Raw genomic sequence first — 26,429 nt, 5'->3', positions numbered from 1 at the left:
TGGTACCATTGTCTTTGTGCGAAACGCTTTAGAGCGCATCGGACTTTGAAAATCTGCTCTCATCGACAAGCTCTATCGTGCCGTGGTCCATCCAGTGGACTGCGACGCCGCGCAGGGGGTGATCCGGGAAGTGGGTTGCGACGAGATCGGCGTATGCTGACAACTGGCCCCAGTGGGGACCTATGCCCGCGCCGCCTCCGCCACTCTTATGATCGACTAGCAGACATCCCGCTGATCCTCGTGCGAGCAGGTCGATCGTGCCGGAAACCTCGGCCCCTTCTGAGGTGCGTCCTTGGACAGGGACTTCACAGATCACTTCGTCGTAGCCCTTCTCGGACAACCATTGCCGTAGCACCGCTGCACGTGCGGCTATAGGCGGGATGGAATCTATGGGCAGCCCGGTGGCGGCCGGTAGCCGGTCGATAAGGTCGGGCCGGGTCAGGCAGGTCGCCATGGCAAGATGCAGGGCTGTGCCGCGATCCGCCGTGTTCAAAGTCTCCGGCCAGGATTCTCCAAGTCGGTGGGTTTGCCCATTTGGGGCTGCCCTTGCCGCGGTCTTCGACGGCTGCACCCGCCAAGGGGTGGTTGCTACAGGCTCCAGCGGCGTCGCCGCGCCAAAGCGCACCGGTTCCGTGATGGCGGTGGCCTCAAGTGCAGTCAGAGTTGCATGTTCTGGCACTTGATGGACGGTGGCTGGACAAGCTATTATGCTGAGGGTGATCGCGTTGGATGTTACCGTTGGACTGCAGGCGTCGGCGAAGACGTGGAACAGGCAAGTGGCCTCTGGCGCGTCTTCTGATCGGTCTTTCAAAAACCCCGGCCATTCGATGATCAGTCGGTCGCGGGCGCGGGTAAGCGAGACGTAAAGCAGGTTTCGTGCGTTGGCCTCGAAATCGGCACGTCTATCCTCAATGAAGCGGCGCTGCGCTTCGGGAGCTGCGAGGTTGGGGATATGCACAAGTTGCGCCGAGGCGAGCACGGCGTTCATGTCGTCGATCCGGTTAAGAGCTGAAAATCGGGCCTGCGTTGTGCCGGGCCATTCTTCGATCCCGTGGTCGAACTCTGCCACAACGGTTATCGGCCATTCGCGCCCCTTGGAGCCGTGCCAAGTTACAATCTCGACCGCCTCGGCGCTGTCGCCGGACGGATCCGGATGACGGTCGGCATCCCGCTCGCCAGTGCGGGTGTCAAGCCAGCCTAGGAATACTTTGATTGTGCCCCCATGGAATCCGGCGGCAGCCTTCAGGTCCCGATGGGCCCCGTCGAATTCCCGTGCCTCGGCGTCCAATCGCAGCAAATCGGCGCGGGCCTGACTGGCCTCTGCCTGGCTTTCGGCCCAAGGCCGTAGGTTTGCAGCGTCGAGAATCAAATCCAGACCAATGGCAACAGGCAGGCTTGCCAACCGGTCTGATAGACCGGCAAGACGCATCAGCACGGCATCGTCCGACAGGCAATCGTCCAGCTGTTGCGTCAAAGCGTCCTGTAAGGTCAGTGGATCTGGACCAAGGGTGCGCAGCAGCAATGCTGCGTGAATGTCGGACGGGTTCGCCGCATAAGATAGCGCAGCAAGCGCGGCCTGCACCACTTCGCTTGTGCTCCAGCCGTCTTCGCTGATCCGGACTGGAACACCGCGAAGTCGCAACTCCTCGGCATAGCGGGCTGCCGTGGCATGCCGGCACACGAGCAGGGCCACGTCAGATGGCCGGGCAGGGCGGGTCGAGCCACTATGTCGGTCGCTAATCTCGTCTTTATCTTTAAGTATGCGGGCGATCCGTTCCGCGACGTGTTCGGGCGGCTTGGAATAATTGCGGACGCCTCGCCCCTTCGTAACGTTCAAAACCTCCAGCGATGTAGCACCTGCCGGGTCGCGGGTCGGCGTAAGAGGATTATACCCCTTCCCAAACAGACCGGCCCCCATCGCGTTTACAAAGTCCATCACCGCAGGGGTCGATCGCCAGTTCTGACCCAATGGATCCGTTGACTCTGGATGAGCATCCGCCAAGGCCGCTGAAAGCCGTGGGTCGGCACCTTGAAATCCCATGATCGACTGCTTGACGTCGCCGACCAGCAGCGTCCGATCTGCACGAGCACCAAGCTGCCACAGCAGGGCGAACTGCACCGGGTTCGTGTCCTGGAATTCGTCGATGATCACGCAGTCGATCTCTCCCAGAACGGCGTCGCGGACGCCGGATTGAGTGCGCAGCAGGCGCTCGGCCCCAGCGATCATGTCGGCATAGTCGATCAGACCGAGGGCACGTTTCTTCGCCTCATATGCGGTCATGACCTCCTGTGCGCATGCGATCAGGCATGACAGATGCAGTTTGGCATCCGCAATTGGTCCGGGATGTGTCGGTAGGACATCGGCGGACTCCATAATTGTGCTGGCCAGATCGTCATAGCCGTCGGGCAATGCGCTACCACGCTTTGATTGGCGCAGACTGCGCAGCCGCTGCCAAAGGGACCAGTCGCGATTGAGGGTGTCGGGATCATTTTGCACACTGCGGAACCATGACAGGTTCTTTTCTAGTTCAGTGCGTGCCGTAGCGGCGGTAACGGACTCTGCGACGCCATCTGGAAACTTCGCCAGCATGGCTGCGACCGCTTTCGCTAAGGTCTGTCTTGCCGCTTCGGGGTCGGCCAGCACATCACCATAGATGTCGTCCAGCCGGTCCAGCGCAGGCTGGATCAAGCCCGGATCTTGCCCGGTATCGCCAAGCCCCCTTAGCAGATCGATCATCGCAAGCACGCGGCCGCGCAGCCCGTCCTCTGCCGTGATGCCGCGCCCGAAGTCGTTGACGTAGCCGAACCGCTCCGGTTCGGCCTTTACCGGGTCAAGTGCCTTCGCCTGCGCCAATGCCTGCCGGATCAGCAGGTCACGTTCAGCATCGCCCAAGTGACGCGGCTGCGGTGACGCGCCCGCTGCAAGCGCGTGCTCCGTCAGAAGGCGTAGACCGAGGCCATGGATGGTGGAGACATAGGCCCGCTCAACCGCGAGCGCCTCGGAGACCAAGCCTTCGGCCAGAAGTCCGGCCCTGATCCGCTCGCGCAGCTCACTGGCGGCGGCTTCGGTGAAGGTGACGGCAAGGATGCGGTCCGGGCGCACCAACTTGCGTTTGACCCAGTCGGCCAGCGTCGTCTTGATCCGGTGGGTCTTGCCTGCACCGGCCCCGGCGGGGACGATGGTCAGGCCGTTATCGGCAGTGCGGGGCACGTGTGTCCGGGGCTGGGCGGTCATTGGTCATCCTCACGCATGAATGCGGCAATCAAGGGGGAGTTCTGTAGCGCGTAAGGCGTAAACCCGGCCTCCTTTGTGAAAAAGCTGTGGTCGCAGGTGGTATTTAAGACGATCTGTCCGCCAGCGACCTGCGCCAGACGTTCTGTCAGGCGCGTCACGGCATTCACGTTGACACAGTCCCCCATGTCGCGCCCTTTGGCCGCCGCCGTCAGGGCGACGCCGCTTGTTAGCACTCCGCCGTCGTTCATTAGGTGGTAGGCGATGCCAAGCGACCGGCCGATGACGGCGTCCAGCCCATCGCCGTCGCGCCGAAACGGGCGCTCAAGCATTGCGCCATAAAGGCCGACCTGCAGATCCCAACCCTTTTCCATCCGTTTGCGCCGCCCTGCAGTGCCGCTTTTCTTGTGATCGACAATGACGACCGTGCCGTCCGGCAGCCCGAGTATCGTGTCCGCCTTCCCCCTGATCCTGATGCCGTGGGCGTCGCCGTAAAGCCATGTCTCGTTGCCAAGGATGCGGGCGTTCAGGGCGATCAGATCATTGCGCCAGCGATGTGCTGCCGCCGTGATTTCGCGCAATAGCGTCGCACGTTCCATCTCCCAGACACCGGCGCGCATGAACGGGGCGTTTCTGCGCAAGGCCGCATCGTAGGCCTCCGGGAGAGCGGCGTTCAAAGTCGCCTCATCTGGAATATCAACGTTGGGCAAGAAAGAATGCTCGAAGACGTGGTGGGCAATGTTGCCCTTCAACATGATGTCGAGGCTTTCGGCCTGCCATCCCATGTCACCGGCACCAATCTCCTCCAGTAGCCATGCAAGAGGGCTAACGAGCAAGTTTTCCAAGCGGCTGGGCGACTGGGGCAAGGCCGCGCCGTCGTCGTCGCGGCGCAATTCTAGCAGTCGATTTTTATCGAACCACAGATCTGTCGGCACTGGCCACGGGGCCGGGCAAGGCTGAACAGGATGGACAGCCACAGGCCAGTCAGTGGGTGGCACGTGCGAAAGGTCTACAATCAAATCTGACGCCTCTTTCAGGCCAGCGACAGCGCGTCCGATCAGGGACAGGCCGGCCGAGGGGGCCAACCTGCCGCCTGCAAGATCGCGGTAAGGGACGAGGCAGGTCACGCTCTTTGTAACCGCGCCAAGTTGTGCTTCAAATAGTGCGATGCTGCGAGCGAGGCCCTCAGTGCGGCCGCGCAACTGCAAGCCCATCGTAACCGCAATCTGGGCAATTTCGCTGTCTAGAAACAGCGCATTCGCGCGGGGACGTACGGGGTATAGACCTTCGTTGAAATCCACAATCAGCAGATGGTGGCAAGGGCGCCACGGGCTTTCATGTGCAGACCACAGGCTGACGCCTTCGAGGGTGCGCGCTGGATCGCCAACAGTGCAGCCATCAACCTGAACGGCGCGTAGGATCAAGTCCCAGTCGGGTGGGCCATTGCCAGCTAAGACCGCTTGAAGCGACTGGATACGCTGACGTAGCACATCCGATTTCGTCATGCGGCCACAAATGAGATCGAGCAAAAGTCTGAGTTGAGGCAGACTGGTGGCAGGCTGGCGCAGATCAGTCCAAAGCGCGTGATGCTCTGGGTCGGTCGTTAGGATCCCGCCCGAAAAGTGACCGCTCATCACATCTTCGGCCAGATCGCGGCCAGTTTGTGCGCCCCAAGGCATCAGCGGTGACAGGCACAGCCCTGCAAGCACCATCGCGGGTGTCGGGGGGCGCTTGGCCAGCAATAAGTGGAGCAAAGTCTCGCCCGCTATATCACGCGTGGGCAAGGCGGCTGGCAAGCCGGACAGCGGCACACCCTGTTCGGCAAATGCGCGGGCAAGGTCCTGAGGGTCGCCTGCCGTCAGCACCGCGATCTTTCGCGCAGGCACTCCCTCTTCGATCATCGCACGGGCACGGGCAGCTGCGAAATCGGCGCAGGCAGCAGGATCGCGCAGGCCCCAGACGGCCAGCGTCGCGTCGTGCGGCATTTGGGCTATGACGGGCCTCGTTAACCCGGTCTGGATCGCGTCTATTAGACGGCCTGGTTGTCGCGCTGGGCCCGGCTTGATCGGCACCGACCCAAATTCGGCTTTTAGTCTGTCATGCAGCGCCTTGATCGCGGGCGGTGCTAGTGGGTCGAGAGAGCCATCGACGATCGGCAGTGCCGCAAGGAACTGACCATGGGGCAGGTCCAACACATGCCGCGCCGTAGCAAGTCCGTCGGGCAGGGCGTCGCCCATCTCGCGCCAAAGTCCCACTAGGGCCATAAGGTGACGCTTGGCCCGCCCGTCCGGTAGTGCTTCCGTAACCGGTGGCCGCAGGTCGTACGTTCCGAGAATGACATCTTGTAGAGCGCCCGAAACGGCAGCGATGGTCTCAACCGGGGCATTGGCAAAGCTCTCCGCCCAGACGGTGCTCGGCTTTGCAGCGATAAATTTGCCCGGGGCGTAGGGTTCGGGTTTTGGCGCAAGAGACAGATCCGCAAGCCGTGCATCAGTTAGGCGGTAGTGCGTCCCGGAGTGGGGATCGGCGACGTCGAACGCGTAAAACATGACTGAACCTTTAAATAGACGTCGCGTGAAAATGGCTTAGAGCGCAAATTGAATGTTGATCGAAAGACCTACGATGGGTGTTTCCATCTTTGCGTTTGAAAGGTCTACCTTGAGTTGAGGTGACACGTCACCTGAAATAATGTGTTTCTTTGATGCACCAGCTTCGAATACGTCCAATTCTGGCGTGTCTCTAAATTAATGTTTCTCCAGAGTAAAAAACGCGCTGATGAAAAATAGCTATAGATCTCAACGGTTCCGCTGCTATCAATGCGCTCATAATACTTCGCAACTTTTTACGTGGTTCTACTTATGCTTTTATCCGGTTGGTCCATCAAATGACCCAAACGCAACCTACAGTAAGCACAGACAGAGTCGAGCTTATGGCGGTCTTTCAGATCATTGACGACGCTCTACCGCTTCGAAAAATCGAGGCGCTGTTAGAACGGACCAATATTTCCGCGGATGCCAAATCAATAGTTCTAGAAGTGGCGCGTTGCACTGCAGTCGTGGGTGGGCATGTCATTGCGATTGGACGAAAAATTGTAAGTTTTGCGCTGGAGCTTGCAAAGACGATACCGAACACTTTGTTCGGCGTTGCTTTGGCATTGATCATCACGGCACTGATTGGCGGTATCCCAGTGTTCGGAGCTATCCTCGCCGGATTGCTCAAGTCCATCCTGTTGATCTTTGGAATAGCACAGGGCGCAATCGCAGATCTGCGGGCGGGTGACTTGGGGCGCAAAGTAGAGAACCTTGTCGCGCAGCTCGCGCCATTAAAAGGACGCGCCGAATGACAGTCATTCATACTGACGAAGAGCAGGTCCAAAGCTTTGATGAAGTGGAACAGGTCGTCGCTGACACCCTCCGTTTCAAACGAAAGCTGGCAATTGGCGGGGACGCTTATGCGTCGATTCGTATTGCAAAAAGCGCCCAACAGATTTGGGATGTCGGCGGTATAGCTGCAACTGGAGGGGGCTTTGCGGCATCTTCTGCGGTTGCGTCGACTTTTTTTGCTTCTGGCGGTTTCATGTCTGCCATCGGGCTTGGCGCAGCCGCTGTGACCCCTGTCGGTTGGGTTATAGGTGCGGCAGTGGCGTCGGGCGGTGCCTATTACGGCGTAACCCGGTTGTTCCGCGGCTACGGTGAAAGCCGTGTCGAAGAAATTCCAAAATTCATTAACACACCCATCGATTTGCTAGGCGCATCATTGATGGACATGTTGGGTGCGTTTGCCATGAAGGTCGCTGCAATCGACGGTGTTGTTGATGAGCGCGAGATTACTGTCGTTCAAGAATATTTCGTGAAAGAGTGGGGGTTTGACCGCAAATATACGCAGAGCGCCATCCAAGTTCTAACTGAAAACGCGCCGCAAAATAGTATTTCAGAAATGACGAAAGCTTTCGCTTCATTCGCAAAGTCGAACCGGGACTGCAATTTTGAAGCAATTCGACGAGAACTGTTGTCACTCTTGACCGAGATCGCAGAAGCAGACGGCAAGATCAGTGAGCAGGAAGAGTTGGTCATTGATAAGGTTGCACAAATATTGGACCAAGAGGCTTCTGTAACGAGCTACGTCCGCGAAATTGCAGCTGCACCGTCAAAAGCGCTGAGTTGGGCGACGCGAAAGGTTCTTGGTCGAAAAGCGACGTGATCTACTTTTCGGAAGCGGGATTAAATTGGTTGAAGTTTTTGTCCCGTTCAAGTGTCCGAACATAACCTCAATCCGATTGCAGCGTTTTTAGAGCCGCTGGTTGTATTTCGCCGGCTCTATGGGGAAATCCCGACTAAAGATGCGAGGCTGTATCCCTACATCACGGTCGCCCAGCAAGCGATTTGCGGTTGGCCAGCTGCTCAGTAAGGCCGCGGCACCTGTATAATCGCTGATATCGCCCGTTGTCATGAAGAAGGTGGTTGGGCGGCCATTTTCATTGATGACAACATCAAGTTTCGCATTCATGCCGCCCTGGGTCTGGCCAATCAGTCGACCTTCTCCCCTTTTTTCCATCCGAGGCTCGAAGCCGTGCTTTGTGTTTTGAGGTAGGTTGCTTCGATCATATCCGTCGTCGGAAGTGTTGCCACAAGGGGCAACCCTTCCATCATCCTCGCGAAGACGCCATATCTCCCCATAGCTTTCAGCGGTTGTAGAGGGTCTTCCCAGAGCCGAATTTTTTCGGCGCGTCGGACCACTGCAAGACATTGCAATCAAAAATTGTTATTACGCTCGAAACGCGCATGTCATGCACGCGTGGCTCACCATGGTTCTTTGGGAGGGACCGCCATAGTCGTGCCATTTGATCTTCGCTCAGCCAGTAAAGATTGCGGATAGTGCGCCGAGGTTTAGGTGTTTGAAACATGTAGGAATGACAGCCCCAAGCAAATTAGTGAGTGCAAAGCCTAGGTTTGGCTTCTGGGGGTATGATTGGGGGTACGAAGAAAAGTTTGGTTAATTATAATGATATAAATCAGGTGCTTGTGATCTAAATGTGAAGCCGTGTGGGGCACCATTTACTACAAATGCTAATGTTTTTAGATCGCTGCTTTTAGCGAGCGTGCTTCGCTTGGGCGTGGTGGCCGGTTGGTTTAAGTCTGCAGGCCGCTGCTTGCGCAACGAGGCGGTTGATGTGGTGACTGACCGATGTTGCCTAGCTGATTTCGCTGATGAGGGTGCGGGTGGCCTGCCAGATTGCGGGCAGTTTGCTGTTGAGTGCTTTGACAGCTTTGCCATCACCCTGCTTTGCGGCGGTTTCCATGTCTTTCAGCTGTTGATGCAACGCTGTTGCGCCAAAAACTGCGGCGCTTCCCGCGAACTTGTGGCACCGCTGCGCGAGCTCGGTTTCATCCTGCGCTTCTGGCTGATCCAGCCATCGCAGCAGTTGTTCGACTTCGTCAACGAAAAGCCCGGACAGCCGGGCGTAGCCGCTTTTACCCAACAACTCGCGGGTTTCGCCGTTGTGCTTGTGATCCAGAATGTGCTGCGCCGGTGCCGTCTGTACCTCTGGCGGGGTGGCGGTGGTGTGCCGTCCTAAAACTTCGGCCAGGGCTGCCTTGGTGAGCGGTTTGGTCAGGATGCCGTCCATACCGTCCGCCAGAAAGTTCGTCTGCTCTTCTTGCATGGCGTTCGCGGTCAATGCGATGATCGGCGTGTGGATCGACGGGCCTGTGCCGCGGCGGATGGCGCGGGTGGCGGCACGGCCGTCCATGACAGGCATGCTGATATCCATCAAGATAAGATCAAATCGTCGGGACAGTGCCGCAGTCACCCCCGCGCGGCCATCGTTCGCTTCTGTGACGCGGTGACCTGATTTTTCCAGCATGTCGCGAACGACGGTGCGGTTGATCTCGTTATCCTCGACCACCAGAACCTGCAAAGGACGTTGCGGAACGGCCAAGAGCGGGGATGGGGCGGGTTGCACATCGGCCGGCGCCGCTGCCGTGACGGGCAGACGGACCCAGAACGTGCTGCCGTGACCAAGGACACTGTCCACCCCGATTTGCCCGTTCATGGCAGACACAAAGCGTTTCGCGATACTTAAACCAAGCCCGGTGCCCCCGACATCGCGATCATAGGCAGTGTTACCTGTCACGAAATCATCGAACACATGGCTGGCCAGCTCGGCAGACATGCCAGGACCGGTATCGCTGATTGAAAAGTCCAGATGGATCGTATCACCGTCCGGTTTGGCTGCCACCGTCAGCGTAACCGTGCCATTACGGGTGAATTTTACGGCGTTTCCAACCAGATTCAGAAGCACATGTTGCAGGCGGTCCGCGTCGGAGTTGATCCAGTCCTGCGGTTGCCCCTGCCAGGCCCATGTCAGCGTCGTTTGGTTGGCGGCGGCCATGCTGGTCTGGCTGTCGACGATATCCTGCAGCAGTTCCGACAAGTTCATAGGATGCGATTTGGTCGTCATCTTGCCCGCGTCATAGCGCGTTATGTCAAGCACGTCAGAGATATGCCGCATCAAAAGCCGGCCAGAGGTTTGCATGTTGCGAACATAGCGCGACTGGCTCAGGGACAGGTCCGTATCGCTCATCAGGTCCAGATTGCCGAGCAGCCCGTTCAGGGGGGTCCGGATTTCATGGCTCATCGTGGCAAGGAAGTCGGTCTTGAGCTTGGCTGCGGCCAGGGCAGCATCGCGGGCCGCGACAAGCTCAGCCTCGTCCGCAACACGCTTGGTGATATCGCGCAGAAAAGAGATAAAGATTTCGCCGTCATCCGTCGTCGATGCATGGATCGCTAGTTCTACCGGAAACGTGGACCCGTCCGAACGCAGCGCCTCTAGCTGGACCCGTCCCTTGCCGACGACCTTTTTGGCACCTTTTTGCCGCATGCGTTCCATGCCGGCGTAGTGCAATTCGCGCAGGTGCTGCGGAACAACGACTTCACCCAGATCCCGGCCGACGACGTCTTCGGCAAAAAAGCCGAAAATTTCCTCTGCTGCAGGGCTGAAAGTCAGGATACGTCCCTGCGCATCGCTGACGATCACCCCATCCAAGGACGAGGAAATGATCGCATTCATACGGTTGGAGGTTTGCTGCTGCTGACGCTCGCGCAGGGTCAGGGCCCGAAGCAACCGGTTCAGATAAAGCACGGCAACCGCCAGAACCCCGATCAGGGCGGCAAGAATTGCCCCCAACTGGATAAGCGTTCGTGCAATAGCCTGCCGTTGTGCATCGGACGCGCTGGCAAACAAATCCAGCCCGCCATTCGACAGATCGCGCACGTCACGGCGCGCCTGTTCCGCAGATTGGCGCAGGTCCGGCAAAGCGGCCAGAAGGTCAGCGTCGTCGCTGTCGATCACCGGCACTGACCTTTGCAAAAACGTGCGCACGGAATTCAAAGTCGCTTGAAACTGGTCGTTTGCGCGCAGTCCTTGAAAAACCGTGGCCCGTTCGACTGTGGTAATCCGGCTGTAAAAAATGTCGAAGCGTTGCCGCACATTCCCAAGGTTTACGGGAAGCTCGGATAATGTCTGGCTGAATTCCAGAAACTCGACCTCTGTCTGCGACAGCTGCCATTGGACGTTGTCCGAATTGGCGGACCCCAGCAAGCGTATTTCCTTGATGACGCTGAACGCCAGAAAAATGATTGCCAGCAAAGCCAGCAGACCGGAAAGCACCGCAAAGGTGCGACCGGCCTTCAGGCGGTTTCGGGACGATATGGCCAAATCGGTCAATTCCTGATCGGACATGATGCGCCCCGCAATATGCCTAGCGCTTCACTTCTATCCGGTCCAATTGCCAAATGCTGCGCGAATATACAACCTCAGAGCGATACTCGTTGCGCGAATCGTAAGGGTAAACGATCCACAGCGGGCCCTTGTCACGCACCGACATTTCCTCGCCGTCCATCAGCGTGGCGATAATCGGTCCACCCTCTACCGCGTCAGAGACGGGGATTTCGACGGTGTAGTCATTGATTGCTGTGGCCAGAATCGTCCCGTCGGTCACGTCAAGAAAATCTACCAGCGCTGCCAGCGATGTGCCTGCGAAGGTGTGAACACCATCCGACCAGATCGTGGTGGTATCAAAGGATGACATATCCAGGGCCGCCAGCTGTTCACGGTCCAATTGCAGCGTCTCGCCGACGTTTGTCACCTCGATATCGCCGGTTACGGTCAGCAGGACATCGCCCTGTGGTGCGGCCATATCCTGTGCCAGCGCAGCCGTTGCCCCGGCCAGCGCAAAGCCGACGCATGTCGCTGTCGTCAGAACCATCTTAAGCATAGCAGTTTCCTTTTCATTCAGCCTCCGACACTACGGAAAACCCTCGCGACGTGCATCCGTTCATCGGGATAGTCCGCTATCCTTTCGGATAGGTTAAGTGTCCTGGCCCCGCGCATAACATCCGCCGCAATTAATAGATGGGCTGGAAACGGCCGGTATAATCGCTAAGGTTTAGATCAGGATTTTAAAACCTGCGGCTGTATCAGGCAGTCTGCGACAAGATAGGGACGACGGATGAGAGTATTGATCGCGGACGACCACGACCTGTTGCGCGATACATTGGTCATGTTTCTGGAATCGCAGGGCGACATTGAAACAGCCTCTGTCGGGACCTTTGAAGAGGCCTGCAGCCGGATAGAGGCGGACGCGCCTTATGACCTTGTCCTGCTTGATTACAACATGCCGGGCATGAACGGGTTGGACGGTCTGCGCAGGGCGATCGGGCTGAAGGGCGGGCAGCGGGTTGCGTTAATTTCCGGAGAGGCGACGCGCCAGATTGCCGAAGATGCGCTAGAGGCCGGTGCCGCCGGTTTCGTGCCCAAATCCCTGCCGGCGAAATCCCTGGTCAACGCGGTCAAGTTCATGGCCATGGGCGAGCAATATGCGCCGATTGATTTCATGACTGCGGTCGAGGATGTCACAGCCAACCCCATGGCGGAAAAGCTGACCAACCGGGAATTGCAGGTGTTAAAAGGGTTGACCGAAGGCAAGTCCAACAAGGAAATCGCCCGCGATCTGGATGTGCTGGAACCGACGGTCAAGCTGCACGTCAAAACCCTGTATCGCAAGATCGGTGCCGCCAACCGGACCCAGGCCGCGATGCTGGCCCGCGAGGCGGGGCTTTATTGATAGGTCTGCGCTTTTGCGGGTGGTGGCATCAGAAAGGCTGCCAGACCCCATCGCTGCCTTAAATAGCAGCAACTGCATTTTTGTTGGGCCTTAAATCGACGCAAAAGGTTGCCAATTCCGAATGCCTCTGGTGACGCTGTGTCAATGCAGCGCCGTTTGAAAATCACCATCGTCGAAAGCGATCCGTCCCGCGCGGCCTTGATCGAACAAAGCTTGCTGCGTGCGGGGGAATATGCGTTGACGACCGTGACGGATATGACCCGGCTGACGGATTCCATTGCGGCCCATAATCCCGATATCGTCCTGATCGACCTTGATAATCCGTCGCGCGATGCGCTGGAGGCGCTGACGCTTGCCTCTGCGCCGCTGGAACGTCCCGTCGCGCTGTTTGTCGACCAAAGCGACGCCGACCTGACCCGCCTTGCGATCGAGGCGGGCGTGTCCGCCTATGTCGTCGACGGGCTGCGGGCAGATCGGCTCAAGCCGATCATTGACGCTGCGGTTGCGCGGTTCACCATGTTCCGGCAGATGCGCACGGAACTGGCGACGACCAAACGCGCGCTAGAAGAACGCAAGGTGATCGACCGCGCCAAGGGCTTGCTGATGAAGGCCAAAGGCATCGACGAAGACGCCGCCTACAACCTGCTGCGCCGCGCCGCGATGGACCAAGGCCGCAAGGTCATCGACGTAGCAGAGGCGCTGGTATCCACGGCGGGGCTTCTGTCGTGACCACGCATCTGCCAGTCGGTTTTCTGCCCCTGATCGACGCCGCCCCGCTGATCGTCGCCCGCGAGATGGGCTTTGACCGGGCCGAAGGTGTCACGCTTGATCTGCGCCGCGCCCATTCGTGGTCGGCGCTGCGCGATATGGTGTCGTTCGGGCAGGTCATGGCTGCACAGATGCTGGCCCCCATGCCTGTGGCCACCGCGCTGGGGCTTGGCGGGGCAGGGGGACCACTTGCTGCGGTGGCTGTGTTGTCCACCAATGGCGAAGTCATCGGGGTCAGCCGCCGGATCGAAGACCGCCTGCGCGCCAAAGGTTACAATTTCGATTTCCACGATGCCCGCGCCGCCGGTCTTGCCCTGATTGCCGCGGCAAACGGTCCGCTGCGGATCGGCGTGCCGTTCCCGTTTTCGATGCATGCCGAGCTGCTTTATCACTGGCTGACCGCCCTTGGCTTGCCTGCGCCTGCGGGCGTCGATATCCGCACCGTGCCGCCGCCCCTGATGGCCGCCGCCCTGGCTGCCGAAGAACTTGACGCTTTTTGTGTCGGAGAGCCTTGGGGATCTATGGCCGTGGAAAACGGCGCTGGTGCCTTGCTGTTGCCCGGTGCCGCGATCTGGCCCGGTGCGCCGGAAAAGGTGCTTGGCGTGCGGGCCGATCTGGCCGATGCCGCGCCAGAGCCGCTGTGCGGTCTGATCCGTGCGCTTTGGCGTGCGGGGGAATGGTTGGCGAACCCGTCCAATCGCACCAGCGCCTGCGCCATGCTGTCAGCCCGCGATTACCTCGAAGTCCCCGGCGAAGTGATCGACCGTGCCTTGTCAGGGCATCTGACGGTCACCGCGCGGGGGGATAGCCGCAGTGCCCCTGCGTTTGTGGATTTTACCGGATATACCCCGCAGGCGCAGCACGCCGCCTGGATCGGGACACAGCTCGCAGCGCGGATGGGGCTGGACCGCACCAGCGCCCGCGCCGCGGCCATATCCACCTTTCGCACCGCGTTGCACGGCCAGATTGTCAGGACGATTCCCGGCTTCCAGCCGCGCCCCGCCGGCTTTGCGCGTTCTTTTGATGGGCAGGATTTCAGCGACGACCTGTCAGAGTGACGCAAAAAGTAGCACTTTTTTGCCGCGATGCAGAAAATCACGCTGCAGTTGCACCTTTCGCCCTCGCTGCGGTTGTTTGGGCGCGCAGACCGCGCCTAACATAGGTTCATAGGCAGACAATGGCGTCCGCCTGACCCCATTCCCAAGTCCGGGTTACCCGAGCAAAGCCGCTCGACCCTTTATGCCAATGCATGAAGTCGGTCAGTGGCTATTTTTGTTTTCTGGGACGTCTCTCCTCACCGCGCTCCAGTTCTATCGCAAGGAAATCGACATGAGAAAACTACTCTGCGGCCTGATGGCAACTACGATGATCGCCAGCCCGGCCTTTGCCGAAATGCTGGAGCTTGAAAAGGACGAGCTGACGTTTGGCTTCATCAAGCTGACCGATATGGCCCCGCTCGCCATCGCCTATGAGAACGGGTATTTTCTGGACGAAGGGCTGTTCGTGACCCTTGAAGCGCAGGCCAACTGGAAAGTTCTGCTGGACGGTGTCATCGGCGGTCAGTTGGACGGCGCACATATGCTGGCCGGTCAGCCGCTGGCAGCGACCATCGGTTACGGCACAGAAGCGCATATCATCACGCCCTTTTCGATGGATCTGAACGGCAACGGCATCACCGTGTCGAATGCTGTCTGGGACGCGATGAAGCCGAATATCCCGACAGATGCAGACGGCAAGCCGCAGCATCCGATCAGCGCCTCTGCCTTGCTGCCCGTGGTCGAAAGCTACAAGGCCGAAGGCAAGCCGTTCAACATGGGCATGGTGTTCCCGGTTTCCACTCACAACTATGAACTGCGCTACTGGCTGGCCGCTGGCGGTCTGAACCCCGGTCAATACACGCCCGCCGACACGACCGGCACCATTGGCGCCGATGTCATGCTGTCGGTCACCCCGCCGCCGCAGATGCCCGCCACGATGGAAGCCGGCACGATCGACGGTTACGCCGTGGGCGAGCCGTGGAACCAGCAGGCCGTTGTCAAAGGGATCGGCGTGCCGGTCATCACCGATTACGAACTGTGGAAGAACAACCCCGAAAAGGTGTTCGGCATCACCGATGCCTTTGCTGCAGAAAACCCCAATACCACGCTGGCCCTGACCAAGGCGCTGATCCGCGCGGCGATCTGGCTGGATGAAAACGACAACGCTAACCGCGCCGAAGCGGTCGAGATTTTGGCGCGCCCCGAATACGTCGGTGCCGATGCCGATGTCATCGCAGCCTCCATGACCGGCACCTTCGAATACGAGCCGGGCGATGTGCGCGATGTGCCCGATTTCAACGTGTTCTTTCGCTACAACGCGACCTATCCGTTCTATTCCGACGCCGTCTGGTACCTGACCCAGATGCGCCGCTGGGGCCAGATCGCCGAACCCAAGGACGACGCCTGGTTCGATGAAACCGCAAAGTCGGTCTATCGCCCCGACATCTATCTGGAAGCCGCCCGCATGCTGGTCGACGAAGGCCTGGCATCAGAGGCTGACTTTCCCTGGGACAGCGACGGCTACAAGGCACCGACGCCAGCCGCCGATATCATCGATGGCATCCCCTACGATGGTAAAACTCCTAACGCCTATATCGACAGCCTGCCGATCGGCCTGAAATCAGGCGATATCGCCGGCTGACGCCAAAGGCCGTCCCGCCACGCTGGCGGGACGCCGCCGCCCCCTGATCCCACCCACGGAGCCACGCCATGACCGTCGTCGATCCCGACCACATTGAAGCCCAGCACCGCGAAGCCCGCCGCGCCGTCTGGTTTACCCGCATCAACAAAGCCGACGCCTGGTTTTCGGTTCTGGGCCTCGCCTGGGTGACGCCGATGCTTAAGGCGGCCGCCGGGGATAACCCGCGCGCGCAAGGCAAGGAGATCTGGCGCCTGCTGGGTGTGCCGGTTTTGTCGATCGTCGTGTTCCTGATGCTGTGGTCGGCGCTGGCGCCAAAGGTCGTAACATCCCTTGGCGCAATCCCCGGCCCGGTGGCCGTCTGGGACGAAGCCAAAGGTCTGCATGCCGATGCGGTCAGCAAATGGGACAAGCAAGCCACCTTTGAAGAGCGTCTTGACCAGCGTAACCAGCGCCTGATCGACGCGGGCCGGGGTGACGAGGTGAAGGAGATCGCCTATACCGGATCGCCCACCTATTACGGGCAGATCTGGACCTCGATCAAAACGGTGTTCTTCGGCTTCCTAATTGCCTCTACCATCGCGATCCCCCTTGGCATCGCGGCGGGTCTGTCGCCCACGGCGAACGCTGCGCTGAACCCGCTGATCCAGATCTTCAAGCCGGTCTCTCCGCTTGCGTGGTTGCCCATCGTCACGATGGTCGTATCGGCAGTCTATGCCACGAACGACGGCTTCTTTTCCAAGTCCTTCCTTGTGTCGGCAATCACGGTGACGCTCTGCTCTCTTTGGCCGACGCTGATTAACACGGCGCTGGGCGTGGCATCCATCGACCGCGACCTGATTTCCGTCAGCCGCGTGCTGAAAATGGGCCCCTACGCCAAAATCACCAAACTGGTGCTTCCGTCTGCGCTGCCGCTGATCTTTACCGGATTGCGCCTGTCGCTGGGCGTGGGCTGGATGGTGCTGATCGCCGCTGAAATGCTGGCGCAGAACCCCGGCCTTGGCAAATTCGTCTGGGACGAATTCCAGAACGGATCGTCGCAATCGCTGGCGCGGATCATCGTCGCTGTTCTGACCATCGGTATCATCGGCTTCCTGCTCGACCGCGTGATGTTCGCCCTGCAGTCCTTTTTCACCTTCTCGGCGCAGCGGTGATGGATATGAGCATTCTGCAGTTTAAAGACGTCGGCAAAGGTTTTGGCGAAGGCACCCACCGGACCGAAATTTTGAAACACATCGACCTTGATGTGAAAGAAGGCGAATTCCTTGCCATCCTCGGGTTTTCCGGCACCGGAAAATCCACCCTGATGAACCTGATCGCCGGGCTGGAAACCCCCGACACCGGCGATCTGACCTTTCGCGGCAAGCCCATCGAGGGCCCCGGTCCGGAACGCGGTCTTGTGTTTCAAAGCTACAGCCTGATGCCCTGGCTGACCGTGCGCGGCAATATCATGCTGGCGATCGAGGCGGTCCACGGCAAGCTGTCCAAGGCAGAGCAAACCGCCAAGGCCGATCACTACATCGCTATGGTCGGGCTGCCCCACGCGGCCCACCGCTATCCGTCGGAGTTGTCGGGCGGGATGCGCCAACGCGTTGCCGTGGCCCGCGCACTGGCGATGGAACCGGATCTGCTGCTGTTGGACGAACCTTTGTCCGCCCTTGATGCGCTGACCCGCGCCAATCTGGCCGACGAAATCCTGGAGATTTGGGAGGCCGACAAGAAGACCTGCATCCTGATCACCAACGACGTGGACGAGGCGATCTTGCTGGCCGACCGCATCATCGTGCTGAACCCCGATGGCACGCTGGCCGATCCTGTCGCCGTGAACATCCCCCGCCCGCGCAACCGCGACGCGATGAACCACGACGCCGGTTTTAAAAAGCTGCGCGCGCGGGTCACGCAATACCTGATGGACGTCGGCATCGCCGCCAAGGTCGCGGAGACGCGAAACCTGCCCAATGTCACTCCGATCCACCAGACCATCCCCGCCGTGGTCAAAGAAGCCCGCGAAGGCATGATCGAGGAACGCTTCCTCGACTTTTCGCAGCTGCACAAAGTCTACCCCACGCCCAAGGGACCGCTGACGGTGGTCGAAGACTTCAACCTCAAGGTCAATCAGGGCGAGTTCATCAGCCTGATCGGCCATTCGGGTTGCGGCAAATCCACCGTGCTCACCATGGCCGCCGGCCTGAACGAGATCAGCAAGGGCGCGATCCGCCTTGATGGCCGCCACGTCGAAGGTGCCGACCCCGAACGCGCTGTCGTGTTCCAGTCGCCCAACCTGTTCCCTTGGCTGACCGCCAAGGAAAACGTCGCGATTGGCGTGGACAAAGTTTATCCCAAAGCGACACAGGTCGAACGGCAAGAGGTGGTGGAATACTATCTTGAACGTGTCGGTCTGGCAGATGCGATGGACCGCGGCGCGCATTCCATGTCGAACGGCATGAAACAGCGCGTCGGCATCGCCCGCGCCTTTGCCCTGTCGCCCAAACTGCTGCTGCTGGATGAACCCTTTGGCATGCTCGACAGCCTGACCCGTTGGGAGTTGCAAGAGGTCCTGATGGAAGTCTGGTCCCGCACCAAAGTCACCGCGATCTGCGTCACGCACGACGTGGACGAAGCGATCCTGCTGGCGGACCGCGTCGTGATGATGACCAACGGCCCGCAGGCCACTATCGGCAAGATCACAGACGTGAAGCTGCCGCGCCCGCGCACCCGCAAGGCGCTGCTGGCCCATCCTGACTACTATGAATACCGCCAGGAAGTGCTTGATTTCCTGACGGAATATGAACACGGCGCAAAGCCTGCGCCGAAACCTGCAACCATCGCAGCGGAGTAAGCCATGACAAAGAACCTTGTCGTCATCGGGGCTGGCATGGCCTCTGGCCGGATGCTGGAGCATCTGTTCGACACGCAGCCCGGTGCGTGGAACGTCACGCTTTTCAATGCAGAACCACGCGGGAACTATAACCGCCTGATGCTGTCGCCGGTGCTGTCCGGCGAAAAAACCTATGCCGAAATCGTCACCCACGACGCGGAATGGTACGAAGGCCACGGCGTCACCTGCCGCTTTGGCGAAAAGGTGGCCAGCATCGACCGCGCCGCCCGCATCGTCCATGGCGAAAATGGCCCGGTCCCCTATGACCGCCTTGTCATCGCTACCGGCTCCAACCCCTTTATGATCCCGCTGCCTGGCCATGATCTGCCCGGCGTCATTCCCTACCGCGATCTGGAAGACACCGAACGCATGATGGACCTTGGTGCCAAGCCCGGCGCGAAAGCCATCGTCATCGGCGGCGGCCTTTTAGGGCTGGAAGCAGCGGCAGGAATGGCGGCCCGCGGCGTCGATGTCACCGTGATCCACGTCATGGGCCACCTGATGGAACGCCAGCTGGACGAAGCGGCAGGCTATCTGCTGAAAAAGGCGCTAGAGGCAAAGGGCATCACCGTCCTGACCTCTGCCAATTCCAAAGAGATTATCGGCACCGACGGGCACGTCAGCGGCTTACGCCTTGACGACGGCACCGAACTGCCTTGCGATCTGCTGGTGATGGCCGTCGGCATCCGCCCCAATGTGGCTCTGGCCAAAGAGGCGGGGCTGGCTGTCGGGCGCGGCATCCACGTCGACGATGCGATGATTACCTCGGACGAACACATTCTGGCCTTGGGCGAATGCGTGGAACACCAGGGGGCCGTCTTTGGCCTTGTTGCGCCGATTTATGATCAGGCCAAGGTGGCCGCCGACACGCTGGGGGATACCCCCGCGACATTCACGCCCAAGGAAGTCGCAACAAAGCTGAAAGTCACCGGTTGCGATCTGTTCAGCGCCGGCGATTTCGCCGAGGCCGACGGGCGCGACGACATCGTGTTCCGCGACCCCGCACGGGGCATCTACAAACGCCTTGTGCTGGAAGGAGAGAGGCTGATCGGTGCGGTCATGTATGGCGACACCGCTGACGGCGCGTGGTTCCACGGGCTGATCAAGGACAAGACCGACATATCCCAGATGCGCGATACGCTGATCTTTGGCCCTGCTTTTCAGGGGGGTGCCCAATCGGACCCTTTGGCAGCCGTTGCAGCCTTACCGGCTGACGCAGAAATCTGCGGCTGCAACGGCGTATGTAAATCCACCATCGTTGACGCCATCAAAGGCGGCGCGACATCCCTGACCGACGTGCGCGCCCAGACTAAGGCCAGCGCGTCCTGCGGTAGCTGTACCGGACTGGTCGAACAGGTCATGGCCCTGACCCTTGGCGACAGCTTTGAAGTGCAGACCGTCAAGCCGATGTGCCCCTGCACACCATTAACTCACATGGACGTGCGCCGCCTGATCAAGTCGCAGGAATTGAAATCCATGGCGGCCGTCATGCAGGAATGCGGATGGAAAACCTCTTGCGGCTGCGCGTCCTGCCGGCCTGCGCTGAACTACTATCTGCTGTGCGACTGGCCAGGCGAATATCAGGACGACGACCAAAGCCGCTTTGTGAACGAACGGATGCATTCCAACATCCAGAAGGACGGCACCTATTCCGTTGTGCCGCGCATGTGGGGGGGCATCACCTCTGCTGCTGAATTGCGCGCGATTGCGGATGCGGCGGACAAATACAACGTGCAGACCGTCAAGGTCACAGGCGGCCAGCGTATCGACCTGCTGGGCGTGAAAAAGCAGGATCTGCCTGATATCTGGGCCGATCTGAACGCGGCGGGCATGGTATCGGGCCAGGCCTATGCCAAGGGCCTGCGCACGGTGAAAACCTGCGTTGGCACCGACCATTGCCGCTTTGGCACGCAGGACAGCACCGGGCTTGGTATCCGGATGGAAAAGGCGCTTTGGGGATCCTGGACGCCGGCCAAGGTAAAAATGGCCGTCTCTGGCTGTCCGCGCAATTGTTCGGAATCCACCTGTAAGGACGTGGGCGTGATCTGCGTCGATTCTGGTTATGTGCTGCACATTGGCGGCGCGGCAGGTTTGCATATTCAGGGCACTGTCGTGATGTGCACCGTCAAGACCGAAGACGAGGTGCTGGAACATACGGCTGCCGTTGTGCAGCTTTACCGCGAAGAAGCCGCCTATCTGGAACGCATGTACAAATGGCTGGATAACGTCGGTCTGGATCACATCATCGAACGCGTTGTGACGGACGGGGATAGCCGCAAGGCGCTGGCGGATCGTTTCTACTATGCCCAGCAATTCATGCAGCAGGACCCTTGGGCCGAACGGACAAAGCCCGAATTCCGCAACCTTTGGCAGCCCCTTGCCGATCTGACACTGGAGGCCGCAGAATGAGCGACTGGACCGATATTGGCGCGCTCGAAGATATCCCCGAACGCGGTGCGCGGGTTGTGAAAACCCACATCGGCTGCGTCGCCGTGTTCCGCACCATCGACAACGAGGTGTTTGCCATTGATGACGCCTGCCCGCACAAGGGCGGCCCGCTGTCCGAAGGCATCGTGCACGGGCGGTCTGTCACCTGTCCGCTGCACAACATGGTGCTGCGGCTGGACACCGGACTTGCGCAGGGCGCAGACACGGGCGCGGTAAATACCTATCCGATCCGCGTGGAAGGCGGGCGCATCCTGCTCGATACCGCCAAACTGCGCCGCGCGCAGGTGGCATGATGGACACCCGCCCGCAGCAACCCGGCGAAATCCGCACCACCTGCGCCTATTGCGGCGTCGGCTGCGGTGTGCTGGCGCAGCCGGACGGGGCGGGCGGCGTTGCGGTGCGCGGCGATCCCGCACATCCGGCAAACCTTGGGCGGCTGTGTTCCAAAGGTTTTGCGCTGGGCGAAACACTTGCGCTGGATGACCGTCTGCTGACGCCCCGCGTGCTGGATATGGACACGAATTGGGACACGGCGCTGGGCCTTGTCGCGGACCGTTTCAGCCAAACCATTTCGGATCACGGCCCTGATTCTGTTGCCTTCTATGTCTCTGGCCAACTGCTGACCGAAGATTACTATGTCGCCAACAAGTTGATGAAAGGTTTCATCGGCTCGGCCAATATCGACACAAACTCGCGCCTTTGCATGGCTTCGACCGTGGCGGGGCACAAGCGCGCCTTCGGCACCGATACCGTTCCCGGCACCTACGAAGATCTGGAACTGGCCGACCTTGTCGTGCTGGTCGGCAGCAATCTGGCGTGGTGTCATCCGGTTATTTATCAACGCCTTGCCGCCGCCAAGGCCGCAAACCCCGCGATGCGCGTGGTCGTCATCGACCCGCGCCGCACCGCAACCTGCGATCTGGCAGATATGCATCTGGCGCTGGAACCGGGCAGCGATGTCGCCTTGTTCAACCGCCTGCTGGCCGCGATCCATGATGGCGGCGCGGTCGATGCCGCCTATCTGCGCCATGTCGACGGCTTTGACGAAACCCTGCGCGCGGCGCAGGCGCAGGACGGGCGCGTGACGGGCCTGACCGAAGCGCAGATCAGCGCCTTTTGTAATTTGTGGGTGGGCACGCAAAAGGTCGTCACCGTCTTTTCACAAGGGGTCAATCAGTCCTCGTCCGGCACGGACAAGGTCAACGCGATCATCAATTGCCACCTTGCCACGGGCCGGATCGGCAAACCGGGCATGGGCCCGTTTTCCGTCACCGGCCAGCCCAACGCCATGGGCGGGCGCGAAGTCGGCGGACTTGCTAATGCACTGACCTGCCATCTGGACCTGGAAGACGCGGTTCACCGCGACCTTGTGCGCAACTTTTGGGATGCGCCCGCCATGCCCGAAGGTGCGGGGCTTAAAGCTGTCGATCTGTTCGAACAGGTCCGCACCGGGCAAATCAAGGCGCTCTGGGTCGTCTGCACCAACCCCGCCGTGTCGATGCCCGACGCCGATCTGGTCCGCGATGCGATTGCGGGCTGCGATTTCACCGTTGTCAGCGACGTGACCGCAAACACCGATACCGCGCGGCTGGCCCATGTGCTGCTGCCCGCCACAGGCTGGGGCGAAAAGGACGGCACGGTCACGAACTCTGACCGCACCATCAGCCGCCAGCGCGCGCTGATGCCCGCCGCAGGGCAGGCCCGCGCCGATTGGGACATCATGTCAGAGGTTGGCCGCCGCATGGGTTGGACCGACGCCTTTGCCTACACTAGCCCGGCGCAAATCTTTGACGAATACGCCGCGCTGTCCGGCCTTGCCGCCGCGATGGGGCGGGATTTCGATATCTCTGGCCTGACGGGGCTGGGGCAGGGCGGCTATGACGCGCTGCAGCCCACGCGCTGGCCCGTGACCATGCGCGGCCAGACGGCGCGGTTCTTTGCGGACGGCCAGTTCTATACCCCCGGCGGCCACGCCCGCATGATCCCCGTCACCGCCCGCCCGCCCGCGGCGAAAACCGCGCCGCGATATCCGTTCCGGCTGAACACCGGACGCATCCGCGACCAGTGGCACACCATGACCCGCACGGCCAAGGCACCGCGCCTGAACCAGCACCTGGGCGAGCCGTTTCTGGAAATCCACCCCGATGATGCGGCCAGCCTTAGCATTGCGCCTGCGGGCCTGATCACTGTCACCAGCCCGCAAGGCCGCTGTATCCTGCGCGCCATGATCACCGACCGCGTGCAGCCGGGCCAGGTCTTTGCCCCGATGCACTGGACCGGGGAAACCGCGCCCACGGGCCGCGTCGATGCGCTTGTCGCCAGCGTCGTCGATCCGCTGTCGGGCCAGCCCGAAAGCAAGGCCGCGGTGGTCGCGCTTGCGCCCTATGATGCCGCGTGGTTCGGCTTTGCCGTCAGTACCGGCGCCATTAACCCCGCCAGCGCCTATTGGGCCCGCAGCCGCGTTGCAAACGGCTGGCGCGCCGAACTGGCTGCCGATACCGCGCCCGAGGATTGGGAAGGCGAGGCCCGCCGCCTGTTCGCCTTGCCGGACGCCGCCTGCCAGACCTTTCGCGATCCGGCCACAGGCACGGTGCGCCTGGCCTTTACCGACGAAGGCCGCCTGCTGGCCGCGCTTTTCGTATCGCGCGCGCCTGTCGCCCTGTCGCGCGATCACCTTGCCGCGCAGCTGGGGCAGGTGGCGCAATCGCCCCTGTCAGGCCGGCCCAGCGCCGATATGCCTGACCCCGGTGCCGTGGTCTGCGCCTGCCTGAATGTCGGCGTGAATACGATCCGGGGCGTCATCGACACGGGCCAGGCCACAACCGTGGCGCAGGTGGGTGCCTGCACCGGGGCGGGCACGAACTGCGGCTCTTGCAGACCCGAGATTGCCGTGCTTCTTGCACAGGCAACCCGGTTGGAGGCCGCTGAATGACCCTTGCCCCATATGTCGCAATCCTTGGCCGCGGTCAGGGCCGTGCCCGGTCCCTGACCCAGGACGAAGCCTTTGCCGCGATGCAGATCATCCTGCGCGGCGATGCTGCGCCAGAGGCGCTGGGCGCGATGCTGATGCTAATGCGGATGAAAGGCGAGGTTGCCGGCGAAATCGCAGGTTTCACCGCTGCCGCCCGCGCATCCTTGCCCGCATGGCAGGGGGCTGCGCCCGCCATTGACTGGCCGTCCTATGCTGCAGGGCGCACGCGGGGGCAGCCCTGGTTTCTGGCCGCGGCGCGGCTGGTGGCACAGGCGGGCTATCCGGTTTTGCTGCACGGCTGGAATTCGCATCAGGCGACGGGCGCTTCTGTCCGGGCTGCTCTTGATGATATCGGTATCGCGCAGGTGGACTGGACGGATGCTTCCGCGGCGCTTGCACGGGATGGCATCGCTTATGTCCCGCTGGAACAGATGCAGCCGCGTCTGATGGACCTTTTGCGCCTGCGCGACGTCTTTGGCCTGCGATCCTGCATCAACACGGTACTGCGCATGCTGAACCCCGCCGCCGCGCCCGTGGCCCTGCAGGGCGTGTTCCATCCGTCATACCGAGAGTTGCAGCGCGATGCCGCGCTGTTGCTGGGGCAACCCACCCTGCGTGTCCTTAAAGGGGGCGGAGGAGAGTTTGAGCATCACCCCGCCAAGGATATTACCCTGCACGGCCTGACGCAGGGCACGATCTGGGAAGGCACCACTGGCGCGCCGCTGACCGGCCACCAGCGCCTGTCGGAAACCGACAGCACGCTTGCTCAGGTCTGGCACGGTGCGCAATCAGACGATTTCGCCGCAGCCATCATCACTAGCACCGCCGCGCTGGCGCTGTCAGCTGCTGGCGCTACCCAGCCAGAGGCGTTGGCCCAGGACTTGTGGCAATCCCGCCACCGCACCGCCGCCGCCTAAAAAGGATAGGACAATGCACAGCTTTCCGATGTTCATCCGTACGACGAACCGTCGCATCGTCATCGCCGGCGGCGGCGAGCAGGCAGCGCAAAAGGCGCGGCTGATGCTGAAAACGGACGGACAGCTTGTGCTGCTGGCGCAGGATCTGGACCCCGAACTGGCCGATCTGGTCGCCACGGGCCGCGCCCTTCATGATCCATCGCCCATTACCCCCGCCAGCTTTGCGGATGCGGCAATGGTCTTTATCGGCACGGGCTGCCCCGGCATGGACGCCGCCCTGCATATGCTGGCCAAGGCAGGCGGGGCGCAGGTCAATGTCGTCGACCAGCCCAGCCTGTGCGATATCACGACCCCGTCGCTCGTAGACCGCGATCCCGTCGTCGTCGCCATCGGCACCGAAGGCACTGCCCCCGTGCTGGCCCGCCAGATCAAGACGCAGGTGGAACAGATGCTGGACCCGCGCCTTGGCAGCTTTGCCGCGCTGGCCGGGCGGCTGCGGGGCGCAGTGGCCGCGCAAATTCCGCGCGGCGACCGGCGGGCGTTCTGGCGCTGGGCCTTTGGCGATACGCCTTGGCAGATGCACAAGACAGGGCAGGAACGCGCCGCCGCCGACCTGCTGAAACAAACGATCCACACCCGCGCGCTGCCCGCCAGCATCGGCCATATCGCCCTTGTCGGCGCTGGCCCCGGCGCGCGGGATCTGCTGACCCTGCGCGCCGTCGAACGCCTGCAAGAGGCGGACGTGATCTTTTACGACCGCCTTGTCGATCCGGATGTGCTGGAACTGGCCCGCCGCGACGCCGAACGCGTATTCGTTGGCAAGGTTGTCGGCGCGCATGCCTGGCCCCAAGACCGCATCAGCGCCCTGATCGTGGCAGAGGCCGCCAAGGGCCGCCGTGTCGTGCGCCTGAAATCCGGTGATCCCAGCATCTTTGGCCGCGCCGCCGAAGAACTGGACGCCGCCCGCGCGCAGGATATCCCCGTTGAAATCGTCCCCGGCGTAACAGCGGCCAGCGCCGCCGCTGCGCTGCTGGGGCAATCGCTGACCCAGCGCGGCCAGACCGACACCCTTGTGCTGACGACAGGCCAGCACTGCGATGAAAACGCGCCGGAAAACTGGGCAGCCCATGCGGTTCCCGGCACAACGCTGGTGTTCTATATGGGCGTTGGCGCGGCGGGGCGGATCAGCACATCCCTGCACGGTCACGGCCTGCATCCCGACAGTGCGGTGACTGTTGCCGCCGATGTCAGCAAGCCGTCGCAAAACGTTGTGCATACGACGCTGGCAGATCTGCCCGCGGCGCTGTCGCGGGCCGCCATCACCGGCAATGCGCTGGTCATGCTGCGCATCCCGCTGGACGCCGGCTGCGCTGTATCGGTTCGGGCGCAAACCGCTTAGGCTGCGGCCTAACCC

Annotated in this window: 18 protein-coding genes; 13 read left to right on the top strand and 5 right to left on the bottom strand. The window is 60.9% G+C overall.

The annotated features are described in order from the left end of the window. Positions 1–28: 28 nt before the first annotated feature. Positions 29–3,235, bottom strand: a complete 3,207-nt coding sequence (locus SJY10_RS11460; protein ID WP_386682682.1) for a UvrD-helicase domain-containing protein — start codon at positions 3,233–3,235, stop codon at positions 29–31. Further along, a complete protein-coding gene (locus tag SJY10_RS11455; protein WP_386682679.1) occupies positions 3,232–5,781 on the bottom strand; it encodes a RecB family exonuclease in 2,550 nt (849 codons plus the stop codon). Before SJY10_RS11455 ends, SJY10_RS11460 begins: the two co-directional genes overlap by 4 nt. A gap of 380 nt (positions 5,782–6,161) precedes the next feature. Between SJY10_RS11455 and SJY10_RS11450 the strand changes: the two genes are divergently transcribed. Together SJY10_RS11450 and SJY10_RS11445 are read left to right on the top strand one after the other, a co-directional pair. Further along, positions 6,162–6,575, top strand: coding sequence for a hypothetical protein (locus SJY10_RS11450; RefSeq protein WP_386682676.1), 414 nt, complete (start codon positions 6,162–6,164; stop codon positions 6,573–6,575). Then, positions 6,572–7,432, top strand: a complete 861-nt coding sequence (locus SJY10_RS11445; protein ID WP_386682674.1) for a TerB family tellurite resistance protein — start codon at positions 6,572–6,574, stop codon at positions 7,430–7,432. Before SJY10_RS11450 ends, SJY10_RS11445 begins: the two co-directional genes overlap by 4 nt. A gap of 87 nt (positions 7,433–7,519) precedes the next feature. Here SJY10_RS11445 and SJY10_RS11440 read toward each other — a convergent pair whose 3' ends face one another. From SJY10_RS11440 to SJY10_RS11430, 3 genes are all read right to left on the bottom strand, one after another. Next, positions 7,520–7,738, bottom strand: a complete 219-nt coding sequence (locus SJY10_RS11440) for a hypothetical protein (protein WP_386682672.1) — start codon at positions 7,736–7,738, stop codon at positions 7,520–7,522. 685 nt (positions 7,739–8,423) lie between these two features. Then, on the bottom strand, positions 8,424–10,973 hold the full coding sequence (locus tag SJY10_RS11435) for an ATP-binding protein (RefSeq protein ID WP_386682669.1): 2,550 nt from the start codon (positions 10,971–10,973) through the stop codon (positions 8,424–8,426). Positions 10,974–10,992: 19 nt separating this feature from the next. Then, entirely contained in the window at positions 10,993–11,508 is a 516-nt protein-coding gene (locus SJY10_RS11430; RefSeq protein ID WP_386682666.1) for an oxidoreductase, read from the bottom strand. 234 nt (positions 11,509–11,742) lie between these two features. On the opposite strand from SJY10_RS11430, the gene SJY10_RS11425 reads away from it, so the two are divergent. From SJY10_RS11425 to cysG, 11 genes are all read left to right on the top strand, one after another. After that, positions 11,743–12,357 (top strand): LuxR C-terminal-related transcriptional regulator, encoded by a 615-nt coding sequence (locus tag SJY10_RS11425; protein WP_386682664.1) that lies wholly within the window; start codon positions 11,743–11,745, stop codon positions 12,355–12,357. A 144-nt stretch (positions 12,358–12,501) separates the two neighbouring features. Further along, positions 12,502–13,086, top strand: coding sequence for an ANTAR domain-containing response regulator (locus SJY10_RS11420; protein WP_386682662.1), 585 nt, complete (start codon positions 12,502–12,504; stop codon positions 13,084–13,086). Next, the gene (locus tag SJY10_RS11415; protein ID WP_386682660.1) at positions 13,083–14,183 is read left to right on the top strand and encodes a CmpA/NrtA family ABC transporter substrate-binding protein; all 1,101 of its coding nucleotides are present in this window, start codon (positions 13,083–13,085) and stop codon (positions 14,181–14,183) included. The genes SJY10_RS11420 and SJY10_RS11415 overlap by 4 nt, the downstream gene beginning before the upstream one ends. A 271-nt stretch (positions 14,184–14,454) precedes the next feature. Further along, entirely contained in the window at positions 14,455–15,804 is a 1,350-nt protein-coding gene (locus SJY10_RS11410; RefSeq protein ID WP_386682658.1) for a CmpA/NrtA family ABC transporter substrate-binding protein, read from the top strand. A 68-nt stretch (positions 15,805–15,872) separates the two neighbouring features. Continuing rightward, positions 15,873–16,955 (top strand): ABC transporter permease, encoded by a 1,083-nt coding sequence (locus SJY10_RS11405; protein WP_386682655.1) that lies wholly within the window; start codon positions 15,873–15,875, stop codon positions 16,953–16,955. A gap of 5 nt (positions 16,956–16,960) precedes the next feature. After that, positions 16,961–18,640, top strand: a complete 1,680-nt coding sequence (locus tag SJY10_RS11400; protein ID WP_386682653.1) for an ABC transporter ATP-binding protein — start codon at positions 16,961–16,963, stop codon at positions 18,638–18,640. Positions 18,641–18,643: 3 nt separating this feature from the next. After that, entirely contained in the window at positions 18,644–21,088 is a 2,445-nt protein-coding gene (nirB, locus tag SJY10_RS11395) for a nitrite reductase large subunit NirB (protein ID WP_386682651.1), read from the top strand. After that, the gene (nirD, locus tag SJY10_RS11390) at positions 21,085–21,420 is read left to right on the top strand and encodes a nitrite reductase small subunit NirD (protein ID WP_386682649.1); all 336 of its coding nucleotides are present in this window, start codon (positions 21,085–21,087) and stop codon (positions 21,418–21,420) included. Before nirB ends, nirD begins: the two co-directional genes overlap by 4 nt. Beyond that, positions 21,417–24,059 (top strand): molybdopterin-dependent oxidoreductase, encoded by a 2,643-nt coding sequence (locus tag SJY10_RS11385; protein ID WP_386682647.1) that lies wholly within the window; start codon positions 21,417–21,419, stop codon positions 24,057–24,059. Before nirD ends, SJY10_RS11385 begins: the two co-directional genes overlap by 4 nt. After that, on the top strand, positions 24,056–25,015 hold the full coding sequence (locus SJY10_RS11380; protein WP_386682645.1) for a glycosyl transferase family protein: 960 nt from the start codon (positions 24,056–24,058) through the stop codon (positions 25,013–25,015). Before SJY10_RS11385 ends, SJY10_RS11380 begins: the two co-directional genes overlap by 4 nt. Positions 25,016–25,028: 13 nt before the next feature. Next, entirely contained in the window at positions 25,029–26,414 is a 1,386-nt protein-coding gene (gene cysG, locus SJY10_RS11375; protein ID WP_386682643.1) for a siroheme synthase CysG, read from the top strand. Positions 26,415–26,429: the final 15 nt, after the last annotated feature.

The organism is Loktanella sp. R86503, assembly GCF_042466455.1.
Lineage (GTDB): Bacteria > Pseudomonadota > Alphaproteobacteria > Rhodobacterales > Rhodobacteraceae > Loktanella.
The sequence above is the reverse complement of the archived record's forward strand: the minus strand, read 5'-3'. Positions and strand labels throughout refer to the sequence as shown.